A 22,226-nucleotide genomic window follows, 5' to 3' on the forward strand; every position below is an offset into this window, starting at 1 on the left:
CCAATAGCTTCGTAAACTACGACAAAATCTAACTGAGCTAGCGAGTGTTCTAGCTCAGTTTTTATCGTTTTCAGCGGTTATCTCAGGCGGTCAAACACAACATTCTGATCCAAGTGCTCGTGGTATTGGGTGTAGTCTAAACCCATATCGAAGATGTACTTGGTGACTAAATTTCTCACACACTCTACCAACTGCTCTGCCTGCCAAGGCTTCTCGAAATAACGGTCGATACCCGCAGAATTAATCGCATTGATGGTGTCCGTATGCGTCGCCTGCCCGGTAAGCAGGACTTTGCGCGTACGAATAAATCGGCTGTCTTTGGAAATCTCTGTTAGCAGCTCAACACCGGTTTTACCCGGCATCACGTGGTCAGAAATGATCAACGCAATCATCTCGCCTTCTGCGTCCAACTCATCCATTAATTCAAGTACTTCATCGGCAGACTCGCAATCTTCAATGTTGAGCCACTGGCTTAACGACTGTAAGTCTTGCAGAACCGCGCTTAACACCTCTCGCTGGTCATCAACGCAAATTAAATTAAGCTTGTCCATGTTCGTCCTCTACCGGTAGTTTAATTCTAAATATGGTTTTTTCGCTGTCGCTTTTCACTGCAATCGAACCGTTATAGCCCGCCACAATGCGCTTCACGATCGACAGCCCTAGCCCTAAGCCAAACGACAACCCACCTTTCTTGGTCGTGAAGTTTGGTCGGAAAATCTTTCTGCGTGTGGCTTCATCAATCTCGGGACCGTTGTTCGCAATGGTTACCAAGATCTTATTTTTGCTCACGCGTGTTTGTATCTCTATCGCTGGCGAGTCCGTTTCTCTCATCGCATCGCAAGCGTTCTTTAAAATGTTGACCCAAATCTGCACCAGTTCGGTTTGCGAGCCTACAAACAGAGGTAAATCAGCCGGACTAAAACGCACACCGACACGTCTTAAATCGCTTTGTAGCAAAGCAAGCGCTTGGTTTATCGAATCGTTGACTCTGAGTCCTTCTTCCTTATCAATGTCTGTACGACCTAGCTGTTTCACTGATTTCACGATGCCAACGGTGTGTTTTGAAGCAATGCGCAGATCGTGCAAATCACGCCCCATCTGCCAGTAACGAATCGCTTCTTCTGGGCGCTTTAACCAGTGCTCGTTAAGGTAATCGGTCGGGACAGCACGAGCTAACTCACGGGCTAAATCTTTAGGCAGACCGTAATATTTCTCGAAATGTCGTCCTCGTGTTCTTGCTTCACTCGATGAGATTTTTTGCCCTTGCATCAATCCAAAATCAAAAAACTGGCTCGCTTCAGGATGCACCTCTTCAAGCAATCCCATGATCACCGATTCTAAGCGCTCTGACTTACTGCTCACCACACCAATAGCATTGTTAAGCTCATGCGCAATACCTGCAGCAAGTTGACCAAGTGTCGTCATTTGTTCTGCGGTATGCAGTTTTTGCAATGCCTTCTCTTTGCCTAACGCTTCTTGCATCGCTCGGCGCTGACGACGAGAAAGCTCGTTGACCATCACCGGCATAAACTGCGCGGTTAAAGGCCCGAACTTACCCGCTTCTACCGCTGGCGTATTGCGCTCAATCCACGCTAACTCAACGTCCGTTTGGGCAATCACCGTTGAAGAAGCAGTCCACGTTCCAGAGAAGAAACTGTGCACACCAATAAATGCCCCCTTAGATGCCGCAAACACCTGAGTCTGCTTTTTACCATCCTCAGAGAAATAGCCAGCAAGCTCGCCAGACAATACGTAATAGAGCCGCTCGTTGTAGCCGTTTTGCTCAATCAATACCGAGCCTGCCGACACCGTGATGCGACGCTCGATATGATTGAAGTAACGCTCTACCAGCGTATCTAATTTGCTCTCGTACATGGCTTAACCAATGTGCCCTACGGTGTGAAGGATCCACACCATCAAGAAACTCAGCAACACACCCACCACACCTAACACGACACCGACGCGCGCCATTTGATTGCTTTGCACATGGCCAGTAGCGTGAGCCAACGCGTTTGGTGGCGTACTGATTGGCAGAGACATACCAAGTGATGCCGCAAAGGTCACCACAAGAATCAACGTCACTTCACCGCCGAGCGGTGTTAACGATGCCATTGAAGTGCCGAGCGCCGCCATAATTGGCATCAGCAAGTTCGCTGTCGCGGTATGAGACATAAAGTTTGCCATCAGCAAACATAAGAATGCCGCACCGAACAGCACAACATAAGGTGAGAATTCATCGAATGGAATGCTGTGAACCACCAGCCTTGCTAAACCTGTCTTATCTAATGCAAGACCCAACGCGATACCGCCAGATACCAACCAAAGCACATCCCAAGAGATCTTCTTCAGGTCTTCTTTGTTGATGATGCCCGTCAGTGAAAATACTGCGACCGGAATCAACGCTACCGTGTATGAGTTCATGCCGTGCGCTGAGCCCATCAACCAGAGCAGAATCGTGCCTGCAAACGTGATGTACACAATGATGGCTTTCGGTGTTTTCAAGAATTTACTCTTGATGTTGAGGTCAATTTTGGTCGTCTCAGCTTTGTAGAGAAAATCGATCAGGAACCACGCTAGCGCCATCATCACAATGACAAACGGCACGCCAAATACCATCCATTCACCGAAGGTAATGAGGTTGTCGCCCACTAGGTATTTAAGCGCAATCGCGTTCGGTGGCGTACCAATTGGAGTACCAATACCGCCGATGTTTGCCGCGACAGGGATACACAACGCAAACGCAATGCGTCCAGGATCTTTCGGGCCAAACACCGCGATAACTGGCGTCAAGATCGACAACATCATCGCCGTCGTTGCTGTGTTCGACATGAACATCGAGAAGATTGCCGTAATCAACATTAAGCCCAGCATGACGTATTTCGGGTTTTGTCCGAACGGTTTAAGCAGTACGCGCGCTAAGTTGACGTCCAATCGATACTTGGTTGCCGCCATCGCGAGGAAGAATCCACCTAAGAACAGCATGATGATTGGGCTGGCGAACGTCGCCATGATGTCACTGTATTGCAGCAACTCACCAAAATGAGGTTCTCCCTCATCAAGCCGAAAGAAAATGATGCCCTTATTGGAAACGAGCAACAACTCAAGCACGATGATCACCATAGAGGTGGCATAAATTGGGATAGGTTCAAATACCCAACAGAGTGCAGCAAGCAAAAATATGGCGATAACGCGCTGCTGAATGATGGTCATACCTTCGAATGGAAACGCTGATAGTGGCATCAGCAAAATGAGCAAAGGGCTCACCGTTGGGATGATGTATTTGAGATAAGGGCGCATAGTACTACTTCTCTTCCTGAGATGGTTTGCCGTGAGAGAACTGACGTAAGGAGCTGTTTTAACTGGCTTCCTTTCGCCACTCCGAAGAGAAATTATGCGCGCGCTTTTGAGGAGGAATTCTGGTGTTAGATCAATGAACTCTTATTCACCGCAGAAAACATGCGGTATCTGTGTTCAAGCTCACTAATTGAGCGAGGATTATTTATTGATCACACATCCTTTTTGTCTAAGTGCCTCTCCATTACATAGTTGGTTAACGTAGCACCACGGACTTCGATTTGCTGCTCATTCACCACAGTAAAACCCATGTGCTCATAAAAAGGACGAGCGGTAATACTCACTTCTGAATAGATCCTATCCAGCCCTTTTGCTGCTGCTTGTTTGAGTACATGAGTCATCAATGCGCGCCCTACACCTTGCCCTTGGTATTCATGATGGCAGAAAAAGTGGTCGACTAACCCGCTTGGCTGCACATCACTGTAGCCAACGATGACACCATCTAGCTCAGCGACAAACGGCTGGATAGATATCATCTTCTTTAACCAAAGCTGAGAGTCAAACCCCTCCTGCGCCCAAGCCTTCACCTGTTGCTCGGTGTAATCTCTGCGATTAACGTTTCGCACTGTGTTAAAGAAAAGTGCCCAGAGTGTAGGGGCATCTTCTTCTTGAAAGTCACGAATTGTGATCATATGTACTCCAATAAATCGATCTGCATTAATTGCCCACGGTCACCAGGAGCTCCCACCGGACGCCAACCATTTTTGTAATAGAAACGTTCACCTGCGTCATTTCCGGGAATATACCTCAGTCTCGCATACCCGCAGCCGTGATTGACAAAAAGTTTAAGTAGAAAATCTTGCAGTTGCCTACCGAGCCCTTGATTACGGAATTCGGGCAATAAATAGAACAAATTGATGTAACCGAATTTACGTCCTTCCTCGTCTAAAACTGGATATCGACACTCCAACTGCCCAACGATTTGATTGTCTTTGATGACATGAAAGAACCCTGCTTGGGGATCTTCCGCAATCGACGTAAACCAAGAGGTGATTTCTTGGGTATCAAACACATTTTGATGACCAAAACTGACTTGGTACGCATCTTTTCGAAACGCGATACACAAACCCAAATGACGTGATAAATCTACAGGAATAAATTCCATCTAAGCCAATCCTTTTTATTCTTCGTCTTTTTGCTATATAGACATTAGTTATTTTATATAACCATAAATTCAAGAATTTTATAATTCAACTGTCGGTCATTTGAAAACATGCTTTTATAGGAGAAGTTATTATGCATGCATCATCTGTTTCCCAAAAACCGACACAATTTGGTTACTACCTTGGCGTATTTGGCGTTGCCCTTGTTCTTATCTGGTTAGGTATTTATAAATTCACCCCAACTGAAGCCAAATTAATTGAACCTTTGGTGGTTAATCACCCTGCCATGTCTTGGCTATATGGCATCATTTCCGTTCAAGCTGTATCTAATATCATTGGCTTAACCGAAATCATCGTAGCACTCGGCCTATTGGTTGGATTGAAAAAACCAACGGTTGCCTACTACTCTGGTATCGCTGCAAGCGTTATCTTCCTCGCGACACTGAGCTTCCTAGTTACGACACCAAATACGTGGAAAGTTTCCGACGGCGTTTTGATTGCGAACTTTTTCCTTGTGAAAGACATTCTGTTTTTAGCGATTTCGATCAGTGTGGTTGAGCGAAACAAACCAAGTTTGACGCCAGTTATCGCCTAGTTTTAGGAAAAGTATCGAGAGATAGAAAAGAGAAAGCGCCATGACGATATGGCGCTTTTTGTTTAGAAGAGCTTTGAAGATTTAAGAACGGAGTAAAACACTAGAATTTGGCTCGATTTAGCTCCAGCCAGTTTGAGATAATCTGAGCCACTTTTTCTGGCGCTTCCATCGAAGAGAGGTGCCCGCAATCTGGTATTACGTGCAACGCAACATCATTAATATGGCGCGCCATTTCAAGGTGATTATCGATCGGACAAAGAAGATCTTGTTTACCTGTTATTACCAAAGTCGGCACCTGAATATCCGCCAATAAAGGTCGAGCATCTGGGCGAGTGGCTAGCGCTTTGGCATGTGCTTCAAACGCTTCCAAACCCACATTGATAGCCATGCCTTCTATACGCTCAGTTAACGCTTTGTCTTGCAAACGGCTAGGATGAATCAGCACTGGCATTAGAGTATCAGGCGTAATGCGTTCAAATTCACCACTTAACGCTCGACTAACCAGTGCGTCGCGCTTTTGTGTCACCTCTAGCTTTTCATCCGCCGCGTTGGTGTCCATGAGCACCAAACCTCTGACTCTATCTGGCGCTTGGCGGTAAACCTCAAAGGCAAGAATCCCACCCATCGATAAGCCACCGAGCACAAACTCTTGCGGTGCATCTTGCAACACTTTCTGCGCCAACTCTTCCATTGAAGGCATTGACGCCAGTGTCGGGCATTGCGGAGCGATCCAACTTGGCATCATTTGATTGATGTCCTCAAACAATGTGCCATCACAAAGTAGTCCGGGCAGCCAAACGAGTGAGGTGGATTGCGTCATCTTATGCTCCTGTCAGCGGCTTTGGTTGATCAGAACCAAGAATGCAATACGTCAAACTATTACCACGCAAGTTCGTCAGCGAGTAAGACGCACCTTCTGGAACATTCAGCACATCACCGCGCGTTAAAACAACATTCGCTTGTTCGCCTTGATGCGTGAGAACCACTTCCGTATCACCATCAAAATTGATCAGCACTTGTTTTTCTTCTCGGCAATGTTGAGGAATCGAGCCACCTTCAGAAAGCTCATAAGCCATGATGCTCACTTCATCTTCACTCTTCACTTGGAAATCATAGCCCGCTAAAGGGTGACCAGTTACCGCATATTGCTTGACGTTGCTGGCACTGAAGTCGCCTTTGATTGCACGATAATCTTTTTGCAGAGCGACGAACGGCATCATCTCTTCTGTGGTGTAAGTATCGAACTTGGCTAGTTCCTCTTTGGTAAGAAGTGGCATCAGCTCAGACTCATTTGGCACCGCATCGCCATCAATGGTGTCCACCAAAGTGCCATCCGCTTTCAAGTACAAACCGTGGCCTTGGCTGTCTTTGATAACGTTTGGATGCCAAATAACACCACCACCAGAATTGTCGCCGCCAAGTACCGAGAACATAAACCCGTAATCACGGCCAACCACCTCAAAACCACGGAAGAGATTGGTTGGAATAGAGATGACATCGCCATGAGACAGCACCGCCTCGTGTTCACCATCGTTCCCCCAATAAAAACGGAATTGGCCTTTGAAAACCAAGAAAAGTTCAGCGGTACGATGAGAGTGCAATGAATTTTTGATGCCCGGCGGTTGGCCTGCCGCACCAATGTTAAAGCCCGCAGTATCACGAATGTGAACGTGTTGACGGCTGCTCTCTGCCACCCCTGCACCGATAATGCAGAAGTTATCTTTCAGATCACTGCCAGGTGTACGCGCATCGATAAACGCACTGGTACCCGGAATCAGCTCCATATAGCGGACCAGATTGTCATTCATTTTTGTTTGTAGAGTCATAGGAAATCCTTGTTGTCCTTGTTTAAACCTAGCCTTGAATTGTTAATTACAAACCGACTGTTAGTTACAAAACGACTGTTAGTGACAAACCGAGCGTTAGTTACAGTCCTAGAGGTCGACCGCCATCAACCGCAATGGTATTGCCTGTCGAGAAGGTCAGAACCTCTGCCGCGGCGTACACGGCTTGAGCAACCTCTTTATCATTGGCTAAACGCTTGAGCGGCGTGGATTGTTCTTGTTGGTTACGCCAAGCATCGTCCAAGCCTTTGACAAATTCGGTGTCGACAAGCCCAGGCGCTACCGCCAAAACGCGAATCTCGGGAGACAAAGCGCGAGCTAAAGAACGGGTCATGTTTTCTGCGGCAGATTTACTCGCACAATAAGCAATGTTGCTGCCCATCGCAGTCTGTGCCGCGATAGAAGTAATGTTCACCACACAACCATTGGCTTGCTTGAGCAAAGGCTCAAACGCTCGAACCATTGCAAAAGGCGCACGGACGTTCACTTGGAAAATTTGATCAAACAGTTGGTCATCCAAACTTTGCAGATCGGCATGCGTGACAAACTTCGTCATCCCCGCACAATTGACCAACAAATCTAGCTTGTCGCTCATTTCACTGACTTGATGTTTAAGCTGCTCAATCTCACCCGAATCTGCCACGTTCAGTTTGAATGCCAAATGCTCGTTACGTGGTAACGAAGAAAGCACGTCGTCGGCTGCTTTCTGATTACTGTTGTAAGTCAGAATTACGCGATATCCAGATTGAGCTAGCTTGCGACAAATGGCGGCACCCAGTCCGCCACTGCCGCCTGTTACTAAGGCAAGTTTCGACATATTACGCCTCTTCCACTTTGCCTTTGTATCGGCGTACACGAATATCCGCTTGCTCTTTGTGACCTGCAAAACCTTCTAGTGCACACAAGCGAGAGCAGTATTCACCGACTTTTAAGGATGCCGCTTCCGTTACACGCTGGTAAGTACAAGTCTTGATGAACTTACCTACCCAAAGACCACCGGTGTATCGCGCCGCTTTCTTCGTTGGCAGTGTATGGTTGGTACCAATACATTTGTCGCCGTAAGAGACGTTGGTTTCACGACCTAGGAACAAGGCACCGTAGTTGGTCATGTTATCTAGGAAGTATTTAGGATCTTCTGTCATCACTTGTACGTGTTCAGAAGCGATATCGTCTGCCACTTCCACCATTTCTTCGTAGCTATCGCATACGATCACTTGTCCATAATCTGCCCACGCTTTACCCGCAACTTCAGCCGTTGGGAGAATGGTTAACTGACGTTCAATCTCTTTGATGGTCTCTTGTGCAAATGTCTCGCTGTTGGTCAACAAGACAGCTGGAGAGTTGTAACCATGCTCGGCCTGACCAAGCAAGTCCGCCGCTGCCAATTCTGGGTCACAGCCTTTCTCATCAGCAATGACTAAGGTTTCCGTTGGGCCTGCAAACAAGTCGATACCAACGCGACCAAACAACTGACGTTTCGCCTCTGCCACAAATGCGTTACCCGGCCCTACAATCATATCGACTGACGCAATAGTCTCCGTGCCCAATGCCATAGCTCCTACCGCCTGAACACCACCGAAGCAGTAGATTTCATCTGCACCCGCCATTGCCATCGCAGCGACAATCGCGACATTTGGCTGACCATTAAACGGAGGCGCACAAGCAATAACACGTTTTACGCCCGCTACTTTCGCCGTCAATACACTCATGTGAGCGGATGCAACCAATGGGTATTTACCGCCAGGGATGTAACAACCCACGCTGTTTACTGGAATATTCTTATGCCCCAGTACCACACCAGGCATGGTTTCTACTTCGACGTCTTTCATTGAGTCACGTTGAATTTGAGCAAAGTTTCGAACTTGTTGTTGAGCGAACTCGATATCGTGTCGAGTCGATTCATCAAGCGCATCCACACAGGCTTGGATCTGCTCTTCTGATAAGCGGAATTGCTCCGGCGACCAGTTATCAAATTTTTCAGACAACTCACGTACAGCGCTATCACCTTTCGATTCAATATCAGCAAGAATGTTTTCGACAATCTGACGCACTTTTGCGTCGTTTGATGCTGATGCTTCTTCAGTGATTCCGTTTTTTAAAATGCGTGCCATTGGGTTTCTCCTTGAACATTGAGGCTGACGAACGGTTATTTTTATGCTTTTGGATACGAATGCAAAATCAGATTAAACACTTAATTAACATTTGACAAGTTAAGTCAACAAACAACAAAAATCACCTTTAAGCCTTTGTATTAACTAATTTAAACAGGAGATAGAAAGTAATTTCGACTTTGGTGGCGTTTACTTTTTAATCAGAAATGAGTTTTAGATCACATCATTTTTACTCATCATTTACATTTCACCATGTTAGTTTTTGCATACCTTTGCAAAGGAGATAATCATGAGCAATTTTAAGCAACGTCTGAATCAAGACACGCTATTAGGTACATTTGTTAAAACCCCTCACCCTCACATTATCGAAGTATTGGCACTAGCAGAGTTGCCTTTTGTAGTACTGGATGCAGAGCACGCACCTTTCGATCGCTCATCGCTCGATTTGTGCATCATGGCGGCCAAAGCGAATGACCTCGCGTGCGTGGTACGAGTACAAGACAGCGCCCCTTCAACCATTTTGAACGCGCTTGACTGTGGTGCGGCGGGTGTACAAATCCCCCATGTTTGTAATGCTGAACAAGCAACACAATTGGCGAAAATCTGCCATTACGGAGAAGGTGGCCGAGGGTATGCAGGTTCCAGTCGAGCAGCGAAATACGCCACCAAATCCATGGTTGAACACTTGAAAGACAGCCGTGCTAATACGATTGTCATTGCCCAAATTGAAGATCCTCAAGGGGTCGAAAATGTTGAAGCGATTGCCAATGTTGAAGGTATTGATGCACTCTTTATTGGCCAAGTCGATCTCACTGTCGCTTATGGGGCAGATAGCGTTCATGACGAGAGAGTCGCGCAAGCAAGTATGCGAGTAATCGAAGCGGCCAAAGCAGCCAATAAACCTGTTGGCATGTTTGTCGCCACAGCTCAACAAGCTCGGGAATGGCGTGAACTCGGTGTTGGCTTCTTTTGCGTTGGGTCTGAACACAAAATGATCATTGATGGCTTTAAACAAGAGAGAAATGTGATGAATTCTTGAGTTTTCTCCGATATTTACGCCTTATCAATGTAATGCTCTAGACACATAAATCCCCTAGCCCATACACTCATCACGTATGGAAAGGTCCAATGACCTTATATAAGGAGTATCACCATTAAAGCGAAAGTAACTTCGATAGACGTCGCGAAGATGCTCGGCGTCTCTCAATCGACGGTATCTCGGGCATTTAGCCCAACCGCGAGTATTAGCGAGAAGAAACGCAAAATGGTGATGGATGCCGCAGCTAAGCTCGGATACACACCGAACGCAATCGCGCGAAGCCTGATTTCGAATCGCTCAGGTCTAGTGGCAATTGCGCTAGATAGCGAATCAAACCCAATGTACGACATGCAATCTCGTGCTTTGGCTGTCGAAATTCAAAAGCGTGGCGGACAAGTCGTGCTTTGTCCTATCGACAAGGACGACCTCGATCTCGCCATTTCTCGTGCTATTGAATATCAAGTAGACGGGCTCGTTATCGCCACCAGCCGTTTGACCTCACGCGCGTTTGCCCAATGCGAGAAGTTTGGCGTTCACTTAAGCCTGATCAACCGTTATGCCGAAGGCATTAATGCCAACAGCTCTGGTATTGATAACCGATTGGCGGGCCAACAAGCAGCCGAGTATTTAACGCAGAAAGGCGCAAAACAATGTGCTTACATCAGTGGTGATGCAGGTTCAATGACCAGTGAAGAACGATGGCTTGGCTTCTCTTCAAAACTGCAAGAGCTCGGCGCTCCATCCCCGACCTTTATTCAAGCCAAATACAGTTTTGAAGCTGGCCTAGATGCGGCGAAAGAAATCTTGTCGCATACCAGTAAACCCGATGCGATTTTTTGTGCAAACGACATCCTCGCCATGGGTGTGATGGATGGTTTACGCCAAGCAGGAGCAAAGATCCCTCAAGACTTCTCCGTGATGGGCGTGGATAACATTCCGATGTCTGCTTGGCCTAGTTATGATCTGACGACCATCGCTCAACCCGTCGACAAAATTGTTCAGCGCGCAGTTGAAGATCTGATGAACCGCATCAATGGCAATCAGGACGCAACGGGTGAGTATCTTCTCGAACAAGGCACCTTAATCGAACGCAGCAGCACCCTTTAATAAATTCATATTTATTCATTCTTAATAAACAAAATGCCCTGCTTTCGAGCGGGGCATTTTTCTGTGAGCGCGATTAAATTTTAGCCAATCATTATTCAATTCTGCTTCAATTTTCTGACCTTGTTATTGACTTGTTACCTGAATGTTTTATTTTGGATTCGTATGCAAAATGGATATGAATTGCTCAATTAATTTATAAAAACATAACAAGTAGTGTGTCTTGCCGACGAATGCCTATGGCAGGTCATACCATAAACAAGGAAGAACGATGAAGAAAGCAATCATAGCTTCGCTTACCGCACTGGGATTCGCACTTAGCAGCATGAATACGTTTGCAAGCAACGTTATTCGTCTTGCTCACGACAGCCAAGAAACGTCTCCGGTACACAAAGCAATGCTCTATTTCGAACAAGAAGTGGAAGCACGCTCAAACGGTGAGATAGAGGTCGAAATCTACCCTGCGAGACAACTGGGCGATGTGCGTGAGACCACGGAACTTGTGCAGCAAGGCAACTTACAGATGACGTTTGGAGCGTCTGTTTTACTCTCTCCCTATGTCCCAGAATTTAACGTGCTCGACGTGTTCTACCTTTTTGATAGCGAAGAGCAAGCGCACAAAGCGCTCGACAGCGAGAAGATCGGACAACCATTGTTGAATGCTATGGAATCAAAGGGTTTTCACGGCTTAGGCTTCATGGAGGTCGGCTTTCGTAGCGTGACTAATAACAAACAACCGATAGACAGCGTTGAAGATTTGAAAGGGCTGAAGATTCGCTCTGCGTCGAACCCAACTCAGATCAGTGCGTGGAAATCCGTGGGTACCGCACCAACGCCTCTTTCTTGGGGTGAAATATTTACCTCGCTCCAACAAGGTCTGATTAACGCTCAAGAAAGCGGCATCTATTCGATTTATGCCGAACGCTTTTATGAAGCGCAGAAATACCTCTCTTTGACTAACCACATTTACACCAACTACGTGCTGTTCATGAACAAATCGTTTTGGGATTCACTACCTGCAGAGCAACAGGCGCTGATCAATGAAGTAAGCAAAGAAACCATCGCTAAGCAGCGCGAGCTCGCCGCTAAGCAAAACCAAGAAGTGATCAAAGATCTCGAAGCGAAAGGCATGACGGTTAACATCGTCCCAGATGACGTGCGCAGCATCATGAAAGAAAAAATGAATGCAGCCGTGTACCAAGATCTGCGTAGCAAGACAGGTGAAGACTTGTTTGACAACGTGATTGCCGAGATAGAACGCCTATAACTCCCACTCTTTTGCACGATCTGGAAACAGGTCGTGCTTTCCGTTTTGGAGGTGAATATGAAGTGGTTTCGCTTACTAGACAAATACCTAGAACCTACCCTTATCGTTATCGCGATCTCTACGATGACAACTTTACTGTGCTTGCAAATCGCACTACGCCTATTTGACGCAACGATCGCGTGGGCTGAAGAACTGGCACGCTATTTATTCGTATGGGCGATGTACCTGAGCATCAGCTACTGTATCCGAGATGATCGACACATTCGCATTCGTGTGTTCATCGATAAACTTCCGGGCAATTGGACACAATTCAGCTTAATTGTCTCTGATCTTATCTACCTTGCCTTTAGTGCCACTGTCGCTTGGTTTGGATTTAAGGTTATCAACCGCAGCCTGCAACTCGGTCAGATTGCTCCCGCAATGGAAATACCTATTGCTTGCCTGTATGCGTCCGTTTTGGTTTGCGCAATCTTAAGCTGCGTGCGCTTGGTAACCAGCATTTATCAACGCACTCGCGCTCTTTCGAATACCAGCGAACGGATACGCTTTTCACGCCAACGCTATCGCCATCTTAAAGCCAAGTATCGTACTTCTAACCGACTATTGGAGCTTAACGCATGACATCTGCACTTTTATTTGGCAGCTTTGGCCTGCTTCTGCTCATTGGCGTTCCTGTCGGCATTGCTCTGGCGGCAGCCAGTATAGTCGCGATATTAAGCCTGCCATTCCTTAACATCGAGTTTTTAGTACAAGGCTTGGTGACAGGGCTCGACTCCTTCCCTCTCCTCGCCGTCGTTCTTTTTACCTTGGCAGGCAACCTCATGAGCCAAGGAGGGATCTCAAAACGATTATTACACGTGGCGGAGGTCTTCTTTGGCCACTTTATTGGTGGGCTTGGCATCGTCGCCATTGTGGCGTGCATGTTCTTCGCTTCCATCTCTGGTACAGGGTCTGCCACCGTTGCCGCTATCGGCCTGACGATGATTCCCTCCATGGTCAAGAAAGGCTACGACCGCAGCTTTGCCGGTGCCTTGATCGCCTCTTCCGGCGGAATTGGCGTCATTATTCCACCCTCTGTGGTGATGATCGTCTACGCGATCACAGCTGAGGTTTCAGTCACCAGGATGTTCATGGCGGGCATCATTCCTGGCTTGGTCGTCGGTATGGTATTGATCGGCTACTGTCTAATTGTCTCCAAAATGCGGGGCTACACAGGTAACGAGCACAAAGCGACTTGGGCAGAGCGTCTTGATGCGCTAAAAGAAGCCAGTTGGGCAATACTACTACCCGTTATCATTCTCGGTGGCATCTATTCTGGCATCTTCACGCCTACCGAGTCAGCCGCCATTGGTGTGCTCTACGGCTTGTTCTTTGGCATGTTTGTTTATAAAGAACTCAAACCAGCACAAGTGGTGAAAATTATTCTAGAATCGTCGCTGTTAGTTGGCGCTGTGCTCGTCATTGTGGGGGCGTCTGTGACGTTTGGCCGCATATTGACGCTAGAACGTCTACCAACAGAGATCGCTCAGTTCATTCTATCGATTACCGAAAACAAACTGCTGATACTGCTTTGCATCAATGTCCTGTTGTTGCTTGTCGGTACCTTTATGGAAACGCTGGCCGCCATTGTTATTCTCACGCCAATTCTGTTACCCATTACGTCAGCACTCGGCATGGACCCCATTCATTTTGGTATCGTGATGATCGTGAACTTGGCCATTGGCTTTGTTACGCCTCCTTTAGGTGCCAACCTGTTTATGGCAAGTCAGGTAGGCAAAGTACCGATAGAGGCGCTCTCTAAAGCCATTATGGGCTGGATTGGAGCAATGATAGTGGCCTTGATGTTGATTACCTTCATCCCTGCCATCTCTCTATCGCTGCCTGCGCTTTTATCCTGAGCCCAAACTTCATAGGCCCGTAATAATTTCTCCAGCCACTAGGTATGCACCTTTCTAGTGGCTCTTCTTGTTTTTACAGGCGCTAGTGACGGCTTTACAGCGGTTAGCATTCGTATGCAATTCACTCTCGCCCTTGCCTCATTTTGGCAAGACTTGCACCAAAACAGAAAAAAATAATTAAGGTTCCCATCGAGCGATGCCAAAAAGCACCTTAAGTACTGATTGCTCTAACTATTTCTTTAAAACAAACGCAAACACCCTAGTTAAATCATTAAAAACAGAGCATTAGAAAGAAATTCATACAAAAAATGCATTTTAACCCTGCCGATAAATTCACTCAAAAAGGTCAGACTTTTCTTACAACACCACATTTATTGTGTTTATTTTTCGATCAATTGTTAAAAAACCTGATCATCAGCACGCTATTTAAACACCACACAAACAATCCATTGACAAGTTGGCAACATGAGTTAGTTTTGGATACGTAATCAATTTTAACCCAATACATAACTATTCAACTCAGGAGGTGATTTATGGCCATGGTTGGCTTTGATGAAAAGTGGCGTGACTTTCCCGACTACATTCTTGGTATCACGAAAGAGATTTGGGAAGATCGAGGTTTGAACACCTTGGAACACTACTACTCTCCTGACATTGTTGTTCGCACTCCACTCTCTATCGTCCAAGGAAATGAAGGGGTCATCAGTGCTACGATGGCGACGCTTGCAGAATTTCCGGATCGAACTCTCTATGGCGAAGATGTCATTTGGTCTGGTACGCCAGAACAAGGCATGCTTTCTTCACATCGCATCATCTCTACCGCAACGCACAGCGGAAACGGCTTCTATGGACAAGCTTCGAACCGTAAGCTTCGTTTCCGCATTATCGCGGACTGTCACGCCATCAATAACCAAATCAATGACGAATGGTTGGTTCGCGATCAAGCCGATATCGCGAAACAACTGGGCATGACATCTGAAGAGTTTGCACGCCAGCAAATCGAATTCGAGGGTGGCGTGGAATCAAGCCCATTTCCATTCACACCTAAAGCCGATATTCCAGGCCCCTATTTGGGCGTAGGCAATGACAATGAATACGGCCAACGTTACGAAGCAATTCTAAGAAGTCTTATGAACGCCGAGTTCTCTACCGTACCAAAAGAATACGATCGCGCTTGTATCGGCGAATACACAGGCGGTCAAACTGCCCTATCACACTCGGAAGTCGACCATTTTTGGATGGCACTTCGCGCGTCCTTCCCTAATGCTCAATTTTCCGTTCACCATCGTATCGGTCGAGATGACGACATGATGTCACCACGCGCTGCAATTCGTTGGTCTTTGCACGGTAAGCATGAAGGGTACGGGATGTTTGGTAAGCCTTCGGGGAAAGAGGTTTACATCATGGGGATCAGCCACGCTGAGTTTGGCCCTTGGGGTCTTCGTCGCGAATTCACTTTGTTTGACGAGACCGCAATCTGGAAGCAAATCCTGCTACAGCAAGGCTAACGGCTGATTAAACACTATTCATTCAAATCACAGACAGTAAGGAAGCAATATGTCACTCAACATCATCGAACAGTTCTATCAGAACTACTTCAAAGCCACAGATAAAGAGCAAAAACAGGCCGCTCTGCAAGCTTTGAACCCTGACGTAAAATGGTGCGTGGCGCACCCTGTGAACGATCTCAATGGCCCAGATGCAACCCACGAATCTTTTCTCTCACCACTTGTTAATGCTTTACCTGATGCCGAGCGCCGACCAATGATTGTGATGCACGGCGAATACGAAGGCCGCACTTGGTACAACTCTACTGGCTACTTTGTCGGTACGTTTGAACAGCCGCTGTTTGGCATACCTGCAACAGGGAAAACACTCTACTTGCGTTACACCGAAATGGTGTGTGTGGAGAACGACCAAATCACCGAATCATACATGATTCCAGACTTCATCGATGCGATGAATCAAGCTGGCAGCAACCCTCTTAGAAAGAGCTTAGGCCACGATGGCTTAGTCCCTTCTCCTGCGACGTCAAACGGTATCCAACATTCTGTTGTGTCTCTGAAAGAAAGTGAGAAGAGCGCCCAATTAGTCGAAGATATGCTGTCTTGCTTGGGTCGTTTTGATGGTCAAGATCTCTTCTCGATGGATCTTGAAAACTACTGGCACAGTGACTTTATGTGGTACGGCCCAGCAGGTATTGGCACGACGCGCGGCATCAAAGGTTTCCGTAACCACCACCAAGCACCATTCGTGTTCGCCTTCCCTGATCGAAGTGTCGATATTGAGGTCAATTTTTTGGCCAAAAATGACTACGTATCCACTGGTGGCTGGCCACATATGCATGGTACTCACACTGGTCACAGTGGCTGGCTCGGTCTTGCTCCGACAGGAAAACACATCGAACTTCGCGTTATGGACATTTGGCGACGCGAAGGCGATTTACTGAAGGAAAACTGGGTGGCGATCGACATCGTTCATATCCTGCTGCAACTTGGCTATGACGTATTTGCACAAATGAAAGAACAGTTAGAAGGACCTAATTATGCATGAGTTTGGCGCACTAAACTGGAGCATCCTTGGCGGATACATTGCCCTAACGTTAGTACTGGGCGCGGTAATTGGTAAGCGAGTCACTTCAGCAAGCCAATTCGCCTTGGGCGACAAAAACATCCCTTGGTGGGCGATCGGTATTTCTGTCGTTTGTACTTACGTCAGTGCTATGTCGTTTTTAGGCGGACCAGCTTGGTCATACAGAGAAGGCCTATCGGTGATCGCGATTCACCTCAATTACCCTCTCGTGATCTTCTTCATCGTGGCTGTATTCATGCCGTTTTTCTACAACAACGGTTTAACGTCTATCTACGAGTATCAAGAGCGACGTTTTGGTAAGGCTTCTCGACTGACATTGTCGTTTATCTTCCTTATCAAACAAGCATTGAGCTCGGCAGCGGTACTCTATGCGACAGCAATGATTTTAGAGTTTATTACTGGTATCGACGTGATGTACTGCATCATGATCGTCACTGCAATTGCCCTTATCTACACCGTTATCGGCGGTATCGCGGCCGTCATTTGGACTGATGTGATTCAAGCGGTGATCTTGTTTATTGGCGCATTCATCATCATTGAAGCCGTTTGGAATGGCATGCCTGCCCCGATGACGGAGGTAATGGCAGAACTCAAAGCGAAAGGAATGACAGATGCCCTACAAACAAGTTTTGACCTAAGCCAAGTAACCACGGTATGGGCTGGCGTTATCGCAATGACCATGTTCCACACAACCGTGTATGGCGGTAACCAAATGATGGTACAGCGCTGTATGGCCGCTAAAAACATGGGCGATGCGAAAAAGGCAATGTTAATGATGGGCTACGTGGCCTTCTTTATTTACTTTGTTTTTATCTTGCTGGGCGTCCTGTTCAACGCTTATTACGACGGTAAAGAGTTTGAAAATGGCAACACCATCATTCTTCATTACGCGAGTGAATATGGAATGCCAGGCTTGATGGGCATCATTGCTGCAGCCATTCTTGCGGCAAGTATGTCGAGTCTCGATTCCGCGTTTAACTCAATGGCGACGGTGTCAGTGGCTGACTTCTACAAGCGCTTCTACAAACAAAACGAATCGGAAGAGCACTATTTGAAAGTATCGCGCTTCTTCACGGTTGCGTGGGCGATTTTGGTCATCATCCCAGCGATAATGTTTGCCACCAGCACAGGCTCTGTGTTGGAAGTGCTGAGTAAGGCTGGCTCTTACTTTGTCGGTGCGAGCTTCTGTATGTTTGTTCTTGGTTTCTACTCAAAACACATTACAGAAAAAGGCTTGTTAATTGGCGTTGCTGCTAGCTTCTTGGTGATTTGGTATGTGGCCGTTGCAACCGATATTGCGTGGCCTTGGTACTGCGTGATTGGCGTGATTGTGAATGCTGTTGTCGCTTATGTCGCTAGCCTTCTTCTGACGGGAAAACAAGATGAAATGCACCTTTACACAGTTAAAGGCCAGCAAGCAGAGTACGCTCGTCTAAATAAACCAATCAAGCAAGATGGATGGTACGTTGTTCCTGGTAAAATCGATGCACCTTGTTATGGCTTGTTAGTGATGTTTGTTTTCTCTCTCGTCATGCTTTGGGGAATCAACGCCTTTACTGACGACGCGCCTATGTTAATTAACTTTATGCGCGGTTGTTCTATCTTCGTCGCAATGGGGGTTGCTGGTTACGCCGTCTACTCTTTGAAGAAAACGAAGAAAGAGAAAGTCGAAAGCATCAAAGGTATAGACCCCTCTTAAAGCATGGTTGTTACCGCAAAGCCCCGCAATATTTACGGGGCTTTCTTTATTTTTGAAACTGTTTATTGAAACGTTAAGCTTCTATCAGCCCTTGCTTTTTTAGCTCCGCGGTGATGGCATTACGGGTTCTACCATGCTCTTCTGCAAGCGATGCTATTGTTGTATTTTGAACTGTCGAGTAAGCGCATCTAAGTTGGGTTTATCTCTTTGAAATTTCATCATTGCCATTTCGGATTGTGATTTGAGCATTCTCATCGCTATATATGATTTTGCTTGGCTTACCATCGACAAAATGCAGCGCGGCATAATCGCTGAGTCCGTAGCAGATCACATCAAGGTGACTACGAGCAAAGCGCTCAAACAGGTCGTGCTTTTCGTCGTTCTCGACAAAGTGAGCAGATGCTAAACCTTTCAAAAGGCCGATACCTTTGATGATGGAGTAAGCCTCTGGATCGCTGTCGGTAATCCCATAATCGAACCAACAAATAGCACCTGCACTCATCCCGCAAAGTATGATTCCGCGGTTGTAACACTCTTTGAGAATCTCATCGATGCCCCACTCTTTCCATAGAGCCAGCATAGAACGGGTATTGCCACCGCCAACGTAAATCACATCTTGCTCGAACAACTTGGTTCGCCAGCCTTTCTCTAACTTGAATAGAGGAAAGTGTGTGAGGTTTTCACTCAACTTAGCATTGTGGAAACGGGTGATGACCTCTTCCGCATCGCCAGTGGCAGTTGAGAGATAACAGACTTTGGGGTTCTTCTTGCCCCTTAAAGACAAGATGTATTGGTCGAGTTGGCTTGGGTTCTCTCCCATCATCCAACCTCCTCCGCCCAGAACGACGCAATGTTTTTGCAAAAGATGAGTTCCTTCTATTTTGGCTCAAACCGATAATGACCGGTTATAGGGTAATCAAACAACATATCCTCCAATACGACACCTCCTCCTATGTTGTGAACAATCAAAGGTCGTCGTTTGTCTGTCGATAAATCATCGGTAACGATACCAATATGAGGGAGGTTCCCGGGTAGCATCCACGTGACAATGTCACCAGGCTTGAAATTATGACCTTCACTTGAGATGGGTATTTCGGTTCTATGACGTTGAAAGAAGACCTGTAAATTGGGGACTCTGCGATGATCAATGTTTCTATCGGTACGGACCAAGCCCCAAATTCGTTTGGATGGATATTCAGAGAAGTTGTCTCTCATATCTTCATGAACAAGAACTTGCAGATCGACGCCTAACTTCCTGTAACTGCGTATAACCACATCAGTACAGACTCCGATATCAGCAGCGACATCGCCATTGGGATAGCTAATTTGGTAGTAGCTTCCATCATAACGAATGTCGTACTGAGTCCGTTGCTTCGCTGCATCAACCAATGATAACGTCGGCTCCGCAATAGCTGGCAAGGACACAAACATGCTCCACACAAGACTGAGTTTTTTCATAACAAATTAAATCCGTTTAATCAAAGTCAACTTAAGTACGTTGACGTACCATTCTTCAGCCCTCAGAGGCTGTATTGCTGCATGATGTATTGGACGTCACCATACAAGGTCAATAACCATTGCTTTTTAAACTGTGTAAACTCACCTTCAGAGTCAAATGCGCCAAATCTCTTTTTGTCTGATTTCAGACACGCCTCAAACTGAATGCATGTGATGAAGTGGCAAAGCCTAAAATAACCGCGAATGGACGCAACGCTCACGGCACCACACTCTGCTCTAAAATAGCATCACTTAAGGCCACAAAATAAGGTTACCGAAGTACGTGAGCAACGGATAAACGGGCAGTTCGACATTCCTACCAGATAGCAAACTGAAAATATCAACACCTTCTATCTTAATGATTCTAATGGTATTTTATGTTTATCTCGAATTGAGTTACTTCGCATTGCGAATTTATATCAGACCGTTTTTCTGTGATTGGTGCTTGTTAACTTCTAACTGTAATCGAATACAATACATATGCACCCCGTGCAATAAAAAAGGAATTATATGAAAACGCTTATTTATGACACGCTTGTCAACCTTGCTAACCAAGAACCTGAACACCACGCAAAAATCCGCCAAAACCTTTATGAACAGTTGGATTTACCATTTGATAAGCAGCTTGCTCTCTACGCATGCGCACTTGGCCCAGCCAGCTCTGGTAAATTAGAAAGCCGTCAAGGTATCGACAATGCGGTAGACAGTGCGATTAGATTATTGACGACGCCTGAACGTTAATTAGTTTCGCACTACCAACGGCTCAACTCCCCTATGAGCCGTTTTAATTTTTACATCCTCTTATAACATCACTTAGGGACACACTATGTCTAAAGTTGCCATCATCACCGGCGCTAGCCGCGGAATTGGAAAAACCATTTCTCATTACTTTGCCAAGGAAGGATACACTTTGGTGTTACTTGCCTTAAATACAAAAAATCTTGAACAGGCTCAAACTGAGCTGAAGGTAAAGTATCCCTCATGTCTAGTTGAGACAGTGTCTGTCGACTTCAATAACCCTTCTGATGTTGAATCAGCTATCAAGTCCATTATCGAAATGCATGAAAACATCGACGTTTTGGTGAACAGCGCAGGTGTCTTGGCCGCCGGCAATACGGACATCTCGCTAGCTACGCTCTCTGAGTTAGTAAACGTCAACCTACTGTCGACAATCACGGCTTGCAATTTAATTGCTGAAAAGATGAAGCAGCAAGGGTATGGAGAAATATATAACCTTGGCTCTACGGCTGGTTTAGTTCCAGTCCCTAAGATTGCTGCATATTCTGCGACAAAAGCTGCGATGGTAAGTTACAGCCAATCGCTTTATCAGGAGCTGCTTCCTTTTGGAGTTAAGGTATGCTGCTTATGCCCTAGTGTCGTAGATACCGATATGACTAACGATGGACGTATTGATAATAAGTTGAAAATTGAAACCCAAGATCTTGCGAAAGCACTCAGTTTTGTTAGAAGCCTATCTCCAGGCGCTGCAGTAAACACGCTCTCCATCCGCTGCAGTGTGATTGACTTAGAGTAATTGGTTGCTGACAAAGAAGGTAAGAACTGCGGCCGACAAAAGTTAACGAAAACCAACGGCATTCTTTTGTACTCAGCAAGGCTTACGTAAATACATGCTGAGTACCTACTCTGGGGTTTAGTTATCTCCATGTGTTTACACAAGACACCAACAGAGTATATTCATGCGCATCTGTAGAAAGTGGCGCATTTTCCAACTTGTTACTAAGTGTTTTTCCCACGCAGCCCTATTAAGTTTCCAAATGGGTCCCCAACTTGGCACATTGAAAGCCCATCTTCAATTTCCATTGGTCCTCGATAAAGACACGCACCGAGTTCTTCAAAGTGAGCCAGAGCAAAACGTAAATTATCTACTGACCAGTAAACAACCGTACCACTTTTACCAGCACCAACCTTTTTGTCTGCTTGGACTATTTCTAGTGAGAAACCATTTAGATCAAGCGCTGTGAAGTCTAAGTCAGGATGGTAAACCGGAACAGCTTCGGGGAAAGCTTTCTTGTACCATTCAAGCCCTTTCGCTACATCTGGGACATGAACAAGAACCGCTGATGGATTCATAATTTTTCTCCAACCACATAGACATAATGACC

Annotated in this window: 23 protein-coding genes; 11 read left to right on the forward strand and 12 right to left on the reverse strand. The window is 46.3% G+C overall.

What is annotated here, in order from left to right; genetic code table 11:
• Nucleotides 1-77: 77 nt before the first annotated feature.
• The 5 genes from KIV40_RS21570 to KIV40_RS21590 form a co-directional block, all read right to left on the reverse strand.
• Nucleotides 78-551, reverse strand: coding sequence for a response regulator (locus KIV40_RS21570; RefSeq protein WP_038889456.1), 474 nt, complete (start codon nucleotides 549-551; stop codon nucleotides 78-80).
• Nucleotides 538-1,875, reverse strand: a complete 1,338-nt coding sequence (locus KIV40_RS21575) for an ATP-binding protein (RefSeq protein ID WP_285351236.1) — start codon at nucleotides 1,873-1,875, stop codon at nucleotides 538-540. Before KIV40_RS21575 ends, KIV40_RS21570 begins: the two co-directional genes overlap by 14 nt.
• Nucleotides 1,876-1,878: 3 nt before the next feature.
• The gene (locus KIV40_RS21580; RefSeq protein ID WP_285351237.1) at nucleotides 1,879-3,297 is read right to left on the reverse strand and encodes an SLC13 family permease; all 1,419 of its coding nucleotides are present in this window, start codon (nucleotides 3,295-3,297) and stop codon (nucleotides 1,879-1,881) included.
• Between the two features lie 209 nt (nucleotides 3,298-3,506).
• Nucleotides 3,507-3,986 carry a GNAT family N-acetyltransferase gene (locus tag KIV40_RS21585; RefSeq protein ID WP_285351239.1) on the reverse strand — a complete coding sequence of 160 codons (480 nt, stop codon included), beginning with the start codon at nucleotides 3,984-3,986 and terminating at the stop codon, nucleotides 3,507-3,509.
• A complete protein-coding gene (locus KIV40_RS21590) occupies nucleotides 3,983-4,459 on the reverse strand; it encodes a GNAT family N-acetyltransferase (RefSeq protein ID WP_285351240.1) in 477 nt (158 codons plus the stop codon). The genes KIV40_RS21585 and KIV40_RS21590 overlap by 4 nt, the downstream gene beginning before the upstream one ends.
• 131 nt (nucleotides 4,460-4,590) lie before the next feature.
• On the opposite strand from KIV40_RS21590, the gene KIV40_RS21595 reads away from it, so the two are divergent.
• Nucleotides 4,591-5,052, forward strand: a complete 462-nt coding sequence (locus KIV40_RS21595; protein ID WP_180825159.1) for a DUF417 family protein — start codon at nucleotides 4,591-4,593, stop codon at nucleotides 5,050-5,052.
• Between the two features lie 100 nt (nucleotides 5,053-5,152).
• Here KIV40_RS21595 and KIV40_RS21600 read toward each other — a convergent pair whose 3' ends face one another.
• The 4 genes from KIV40_RS21600 to hisD form a co-directional block, all read right to left on the reverse strand.
• Nucleotides 5,153-5,872 carry an alpha/beta hydrolase gene (locus tag KIV40_RS21600; protein ID WP_285351242.1) on the reverse strand — a complete coding sequence of 240 codons (720 nt, stop codon included), beginning with the start codon at nucleotides 5,870-5,872 and terminating at the stop codon, nucleotides 5,153-5,155.
• A gap of 1 nt (nucleotide 5,873) precedes the next feature.
• Entirely contained in the window at nucleotides 5,874-6,878 is a 1,005-nt protein-coding gene (locus KIV40_RS21605; RefSeq protein WP_285351244.1) for a cupin domain-containing protein, read from the reverse strand.
• A gap of 100 nt (nucleotides 6,879-6,978) precedes the next feature.
• The gene (locus KIV40_RS21610) at nucleotides 6,979-7,713 is read right to left on the reverse strand and encodes an SDR family oxidoreductase (RefSeq protein WP_285351249.1); all 735 of its coding nucleotides are present in this window, start codon (nucleotides 7,711-7,713) and stop codon (nucleotides 6,979-6,981) included.
• 1 nt (nucleotide 7,714) lies between these two features.
• Nucleotides 7,715-9,007: a histidinol dehydrogenase gene (gene hisD, locus KIV40_RS21615; RefSeq protein ID WP_285351250.1), complete on the reverse strand. Its 1,293-nt coding sequence runs from the start codon at nucleotides 9,005-9,007 to the stop codon at nucleotides 7,715-7,717.
• Nucleotides 9,008-9,296: 289 nt separating this feature from the next.
• Between hisD and KIV40_RS21620 the strand changes: the two genes are divergently transcribed.
• The 8 genes from KIV40_RS21620 (at nucleotide 9,297) to KIV40_RS21655 (ending at nucleotide 18,606) form a co-directional block, all read left to right on the forward strand.
• Entirely contained in the window at nucleotides 9,297-10,046 is a 750-nt protein-coding gene (locus KIV40_RS21620; RefSeq protein WP_285351251.1) for an aldolase/citrate lyase family protein, read from the forward strand.
• A gap of 150 nt (nucleotides 10,047-10,196) precedes the next feature.
• Entirely contained in the window at nucleotides 10,197-11,153 is a 957-nt protein-coding gene (locus KIV40_RS21625; RefSeq protein WP_039984785.1) for a LacI family DNA-binding transcriptional regulator, read from the forward strand.
• Between the two features lie 268 nt (nucleotides 11,154-11,421).
• Nucleotides 11,422-12,417 carry a TRAP transporter substrate-binding protein gene (locus tag KIV40_RS21630; RefSeq protein WP_285351254.1) on the forward strand — a complete coding sequence of 332 codons (996 nt, stop codon included), beginning with the start codon at nucleotides 11,422-11,424 and terminating at the stop codon, nucleotides 12,415-12,417.
• A 57-nt stretch (nucleotides 12,418-12,474) separates the two neighbouring features.
• Nucleotides 12,475-13,038 (forward strand): TRAP transporter small permease, encoded by a 564-nt coding sequence (locus tag KIV40_RS21635; protein WP_009704226.1) that lies wholly within the window; start codon nucleotides 12,475-12,477, stop codon nucleotides 13,036-13,038.
• Nucleotides 13,035-14,315, forward strand: coding sequence for a TRAP transporter large permease (locus tag KIV40_RS21640; protein WP_285351255.1), 1,281 nt, complete (start codon nucleotides 13,035-13,037; stop codon nucleotides 14,313-14,315). Before KIV40_RS21635 ends, KIV40_RS21640 begins: the two co-directional genes overlap by 4 nt.
• A gap of 533 nt (nucleotides 14,316-14,848) precedes the next feature.
• Nucleotides 14,849-15,823, forward strand: a complete 975-nt coding sequence (locus KIV40_RS21645) for an ester cyclase (protein ID WP_039842962.1) — start codon at nucleotides 14,849-14,851, stop codon at nucleotides 15,821-15,823.
• Nucleotides 15,824-15,872: 49 nt separating this feature from the next.
• A complete protein-coding gene (locus tag KIV40_RS21650; RefSeq protein ID WP_285351257.1) occupies nucleotides 15,873-16,868 on the forward strand; it encodes an ester cyclase in 996 nt (331 codons plus the stop codon).
• Nucleotides 16,861-18,606, forward strand: coding sequence for a sodium/solute symporter (locus KIV40_RS21655; RefSeq protein WP_285351259.1), 1,746 nt, complete (start codon nucleotides 16,861-16,863; stop codon nucleotides 18,604-18,606). Before KIV40_RS21650 ends, KIV40_RS21655 begins: the two co-directional genes overlap by 8 nt.
• Before the next feature lie 199 nt (nucleotides 18,607-18,805).
• Here KIV40_RS21655 and KIV40_RS21660 read toward each other — a convergent pair whose 3' ends face one another.
• Nucleotides 18,806-19,468 (reverse strand): peptidase E, encoded by a 663-nt coding sequence (locus KIV40_RS21660; RefSeq protein WP_285351260.1) that lies wholly within the window; start codon nucleotides 19,466-19,468, stop codon nucleotides 18,806-18,808.
• Nucleotides 19,469-19,482: 14 nt separating this feature from the next.
• Nucleotides 19,483-20,064, reverse strand: coding sequence for a DUF1287 domain-containing protein (locus KIV40_RS21665; protein ID WP_285351261.1), 582 nt, complete (start codon nucleotides 20,062-20,064; stop codon nucleotides 19,483-19,485).
• Nucleotides 20,065-20,613: 549 nt separating this feature from the next.
• On the opposite strand from KIV40_RS21665, the gene KIV40_RS21670 reads away from it, so the two are divergent.
• Nucleotides 20,614-20,844: a PAS factor family protein gene (locus tag KIV40_RS21670; RefSeq protein ID WP_005433781.1), complete on the forward strand. Its 231-nt coding sequence runs from the start codon at nucleotides 20,614-20,616 to the stop codon at nucleotides 20,842-20,844.
• A gap of 85 nt (nucleotides 20,845-20,929) precedes the next feature.
• A complete protein-coding gene (locus tag KIV40_RS21675; protein ID WP_285351262.1) occupies nucleotides 20,930-21,637 on the forward strand; it encodes an SDR family oxidoreductase in 708 nt (235 codons plus the stop codon).
• Between the two features lie 203 nt (nucleotides 21,638-21,840).
• Here the strand turns inward: KIV40_RS21675 and KIV40_RS21680 are convergent, their stop codons facing one another.
• Nucleotides 21,841-22,194, reverse strand: coding sequence for a VOC family protein (locus KIV40_RS21680; protein WP_285351264.1), 354 nt, complete (start codon nucleotides 22,192-22,194; stop codon nucleotides 21,841-21,843).
• Nucleotides 22,195-22,226: the final 32 nt, after the last annotated feature.

Source organism: Vibrio sp. D173a, assembly GCF_030248475.1.

Excerpts from the sequence above, each read along its gene's own strand:
- KIV40_RS21630 (WP_285351254.1), top strand. The coding sequence starts at position 11,422 with ATGAAGAAAGCAATCATAGCTTCGCTTACCGCACTGGGATTCGCACTT.
- KIV40_RS21570 (WP_038889456.1), bottom strand. The coding sequence starts at position 551 with ATGGACAAGCTTAATTTAATTTGCGTTGATGACCAGCGAGAGGTGTTA.
- KIV40_RS21585 (WP_285351239.1), bottom strand. The coding sequence starts at position 3,986 with ATGATCACAATTCGTGACTTTCAAGAAGAAGATGCCCCTACACTCTGG.
- KIV40_RS21600 (WP_285351242.1), bottom strand. The coding sequence starts at position 5,872 with ATGACGCAATCCACCTCACTCGTTTGGCTGCCCGGACTACTTTGTGAT.
- KIV40_RS21590 (WP_285351240.1), bottom strand. The coding sequence starts at position 4,459 with ATGGAATTTATTCCTGTAGATTTATCACGTCATTTGGGTTTGTGTATC.
- KIV40_RS21580 (WP_285351237.1), bottom strand. The coding sequence starts at position 3,297 with ATGCGCCCTTATCTCAAATACATCATCCCAACGGTGAGCCCTTTGCTC.
- KIV40_RS21655 (WP_285351259.1), top strand. The coding sequence starts at position 16,861 with ATGCATGAGTTTGGCGCACTAAACTGGAGCATCCTTGGCGGATACATT.
- KIV40_RS21650 (WP_285351257.1), top strand. The coding sequence starts at position 15,873 with ATGTCACTCAACATCATCGAACAGTTCTATCAGAACTACTTCAAAGCC.
- KIV40_RS21675 (WP_285351262.1), top strand. The coding sequence starts at position 20,930 with ATGTCTAAAGTTGCCATCATCACCGGCGCTAGCCGCGGAATTGGAAAA.
- KIV40_RS21640 (WP_285351255.1), top strand. The coding sequence starts at position 13,035 with ATGACATCTGCACTTTTATTTGGCAGCTTTGGCCTGCTTCTGCTCATT.
- hisD (WP_285351250.1), bottom strand. The coding sequence starts at position 9,007 with ATGGCACGCATTTTAAAAAACGGAATCACTGAAGAAGCATCAGCATCA.
- KIV40_RS21575 (WP_285351236.1), bottom strand. The coding sequence starts at position 1,875 with ATGTACGAGAGCAAATTAGATACGCTGGTAGAGCGTTACTTCAATCAT.
- KIV40_RS21635 (WP_009704226.1), top strand. The coding sequence starts at position 12,475 with ATGAAGTGGTTTCGCTTACTAGACAAATACCTAGAACCTACCCTTATC.
- KIV40_RS21605 (WP_285351244.1), bottom strand. The coding sequence starts at position 6,878 with ATGACTCTACAAACAAAAATGAATGACAATCTGGTCCGCTATATGGAG.
- KIV40_RS21680 (WP_285351264.1), bottom strand. The coding sequence starts at position 22,194 with ATGAATCCATCAGCGGTTCTTGTTCATGTCCCAGATGTAGCGAAAGGG.
- KIV40_RS21645 (WP_039842962.1), top strand. The coding sequence starts at position 14,849 with ATGGCCATGGTTGGCTTTGATGAAAAGTGGCGTGACTTTCCCGACTAC.
- KIV40_RS21610 (WP_285351249.1), bottom strand. The coding sequence starts at position 7,713 with ATGTCGAAACTTGCCTTAGTAACAGGCGGCAGTGGCGGACTGGGTGCC.
- KIV40_RS21625 (WP_039984785.1), top strand. The coding sequence starts at position 10,197 with ATGCTCGGCGTCTCTCAATCGACGGTATCTCGGGCATTTAGCCCAACC.
- KIV40_RS21670 (WP_005433781.1), top strand. The coding sequence starts at position 20,614 with ATGAAAACGCTTATTTATGACACGCTTGTCAACCTTGCTAACCAAGAA.
- KIV40_RS21595 (WP_180825159.1), top strand. The coding sequence starts at position 4,591 with ATGCATGCATCATCTGTTTCCCAAAAACCGACACAATTTGGTTACTAC.
- KIV40_RS21620 (WP_285351251.1), top strand. The coding sequence starts at position 9,297 with ATGAGCAATTTTAAGCAACGTCTGAATCAAGACACGCTATTAGGTACA.
- KIV40_RS21665 (WP_285351261.1), bottom strand. The coding sequence starts at position 20,064 with ATGAAAAAACTCAGTCTTGTGTGGAGCATGTTTGTGTCCTTGCCAGCT.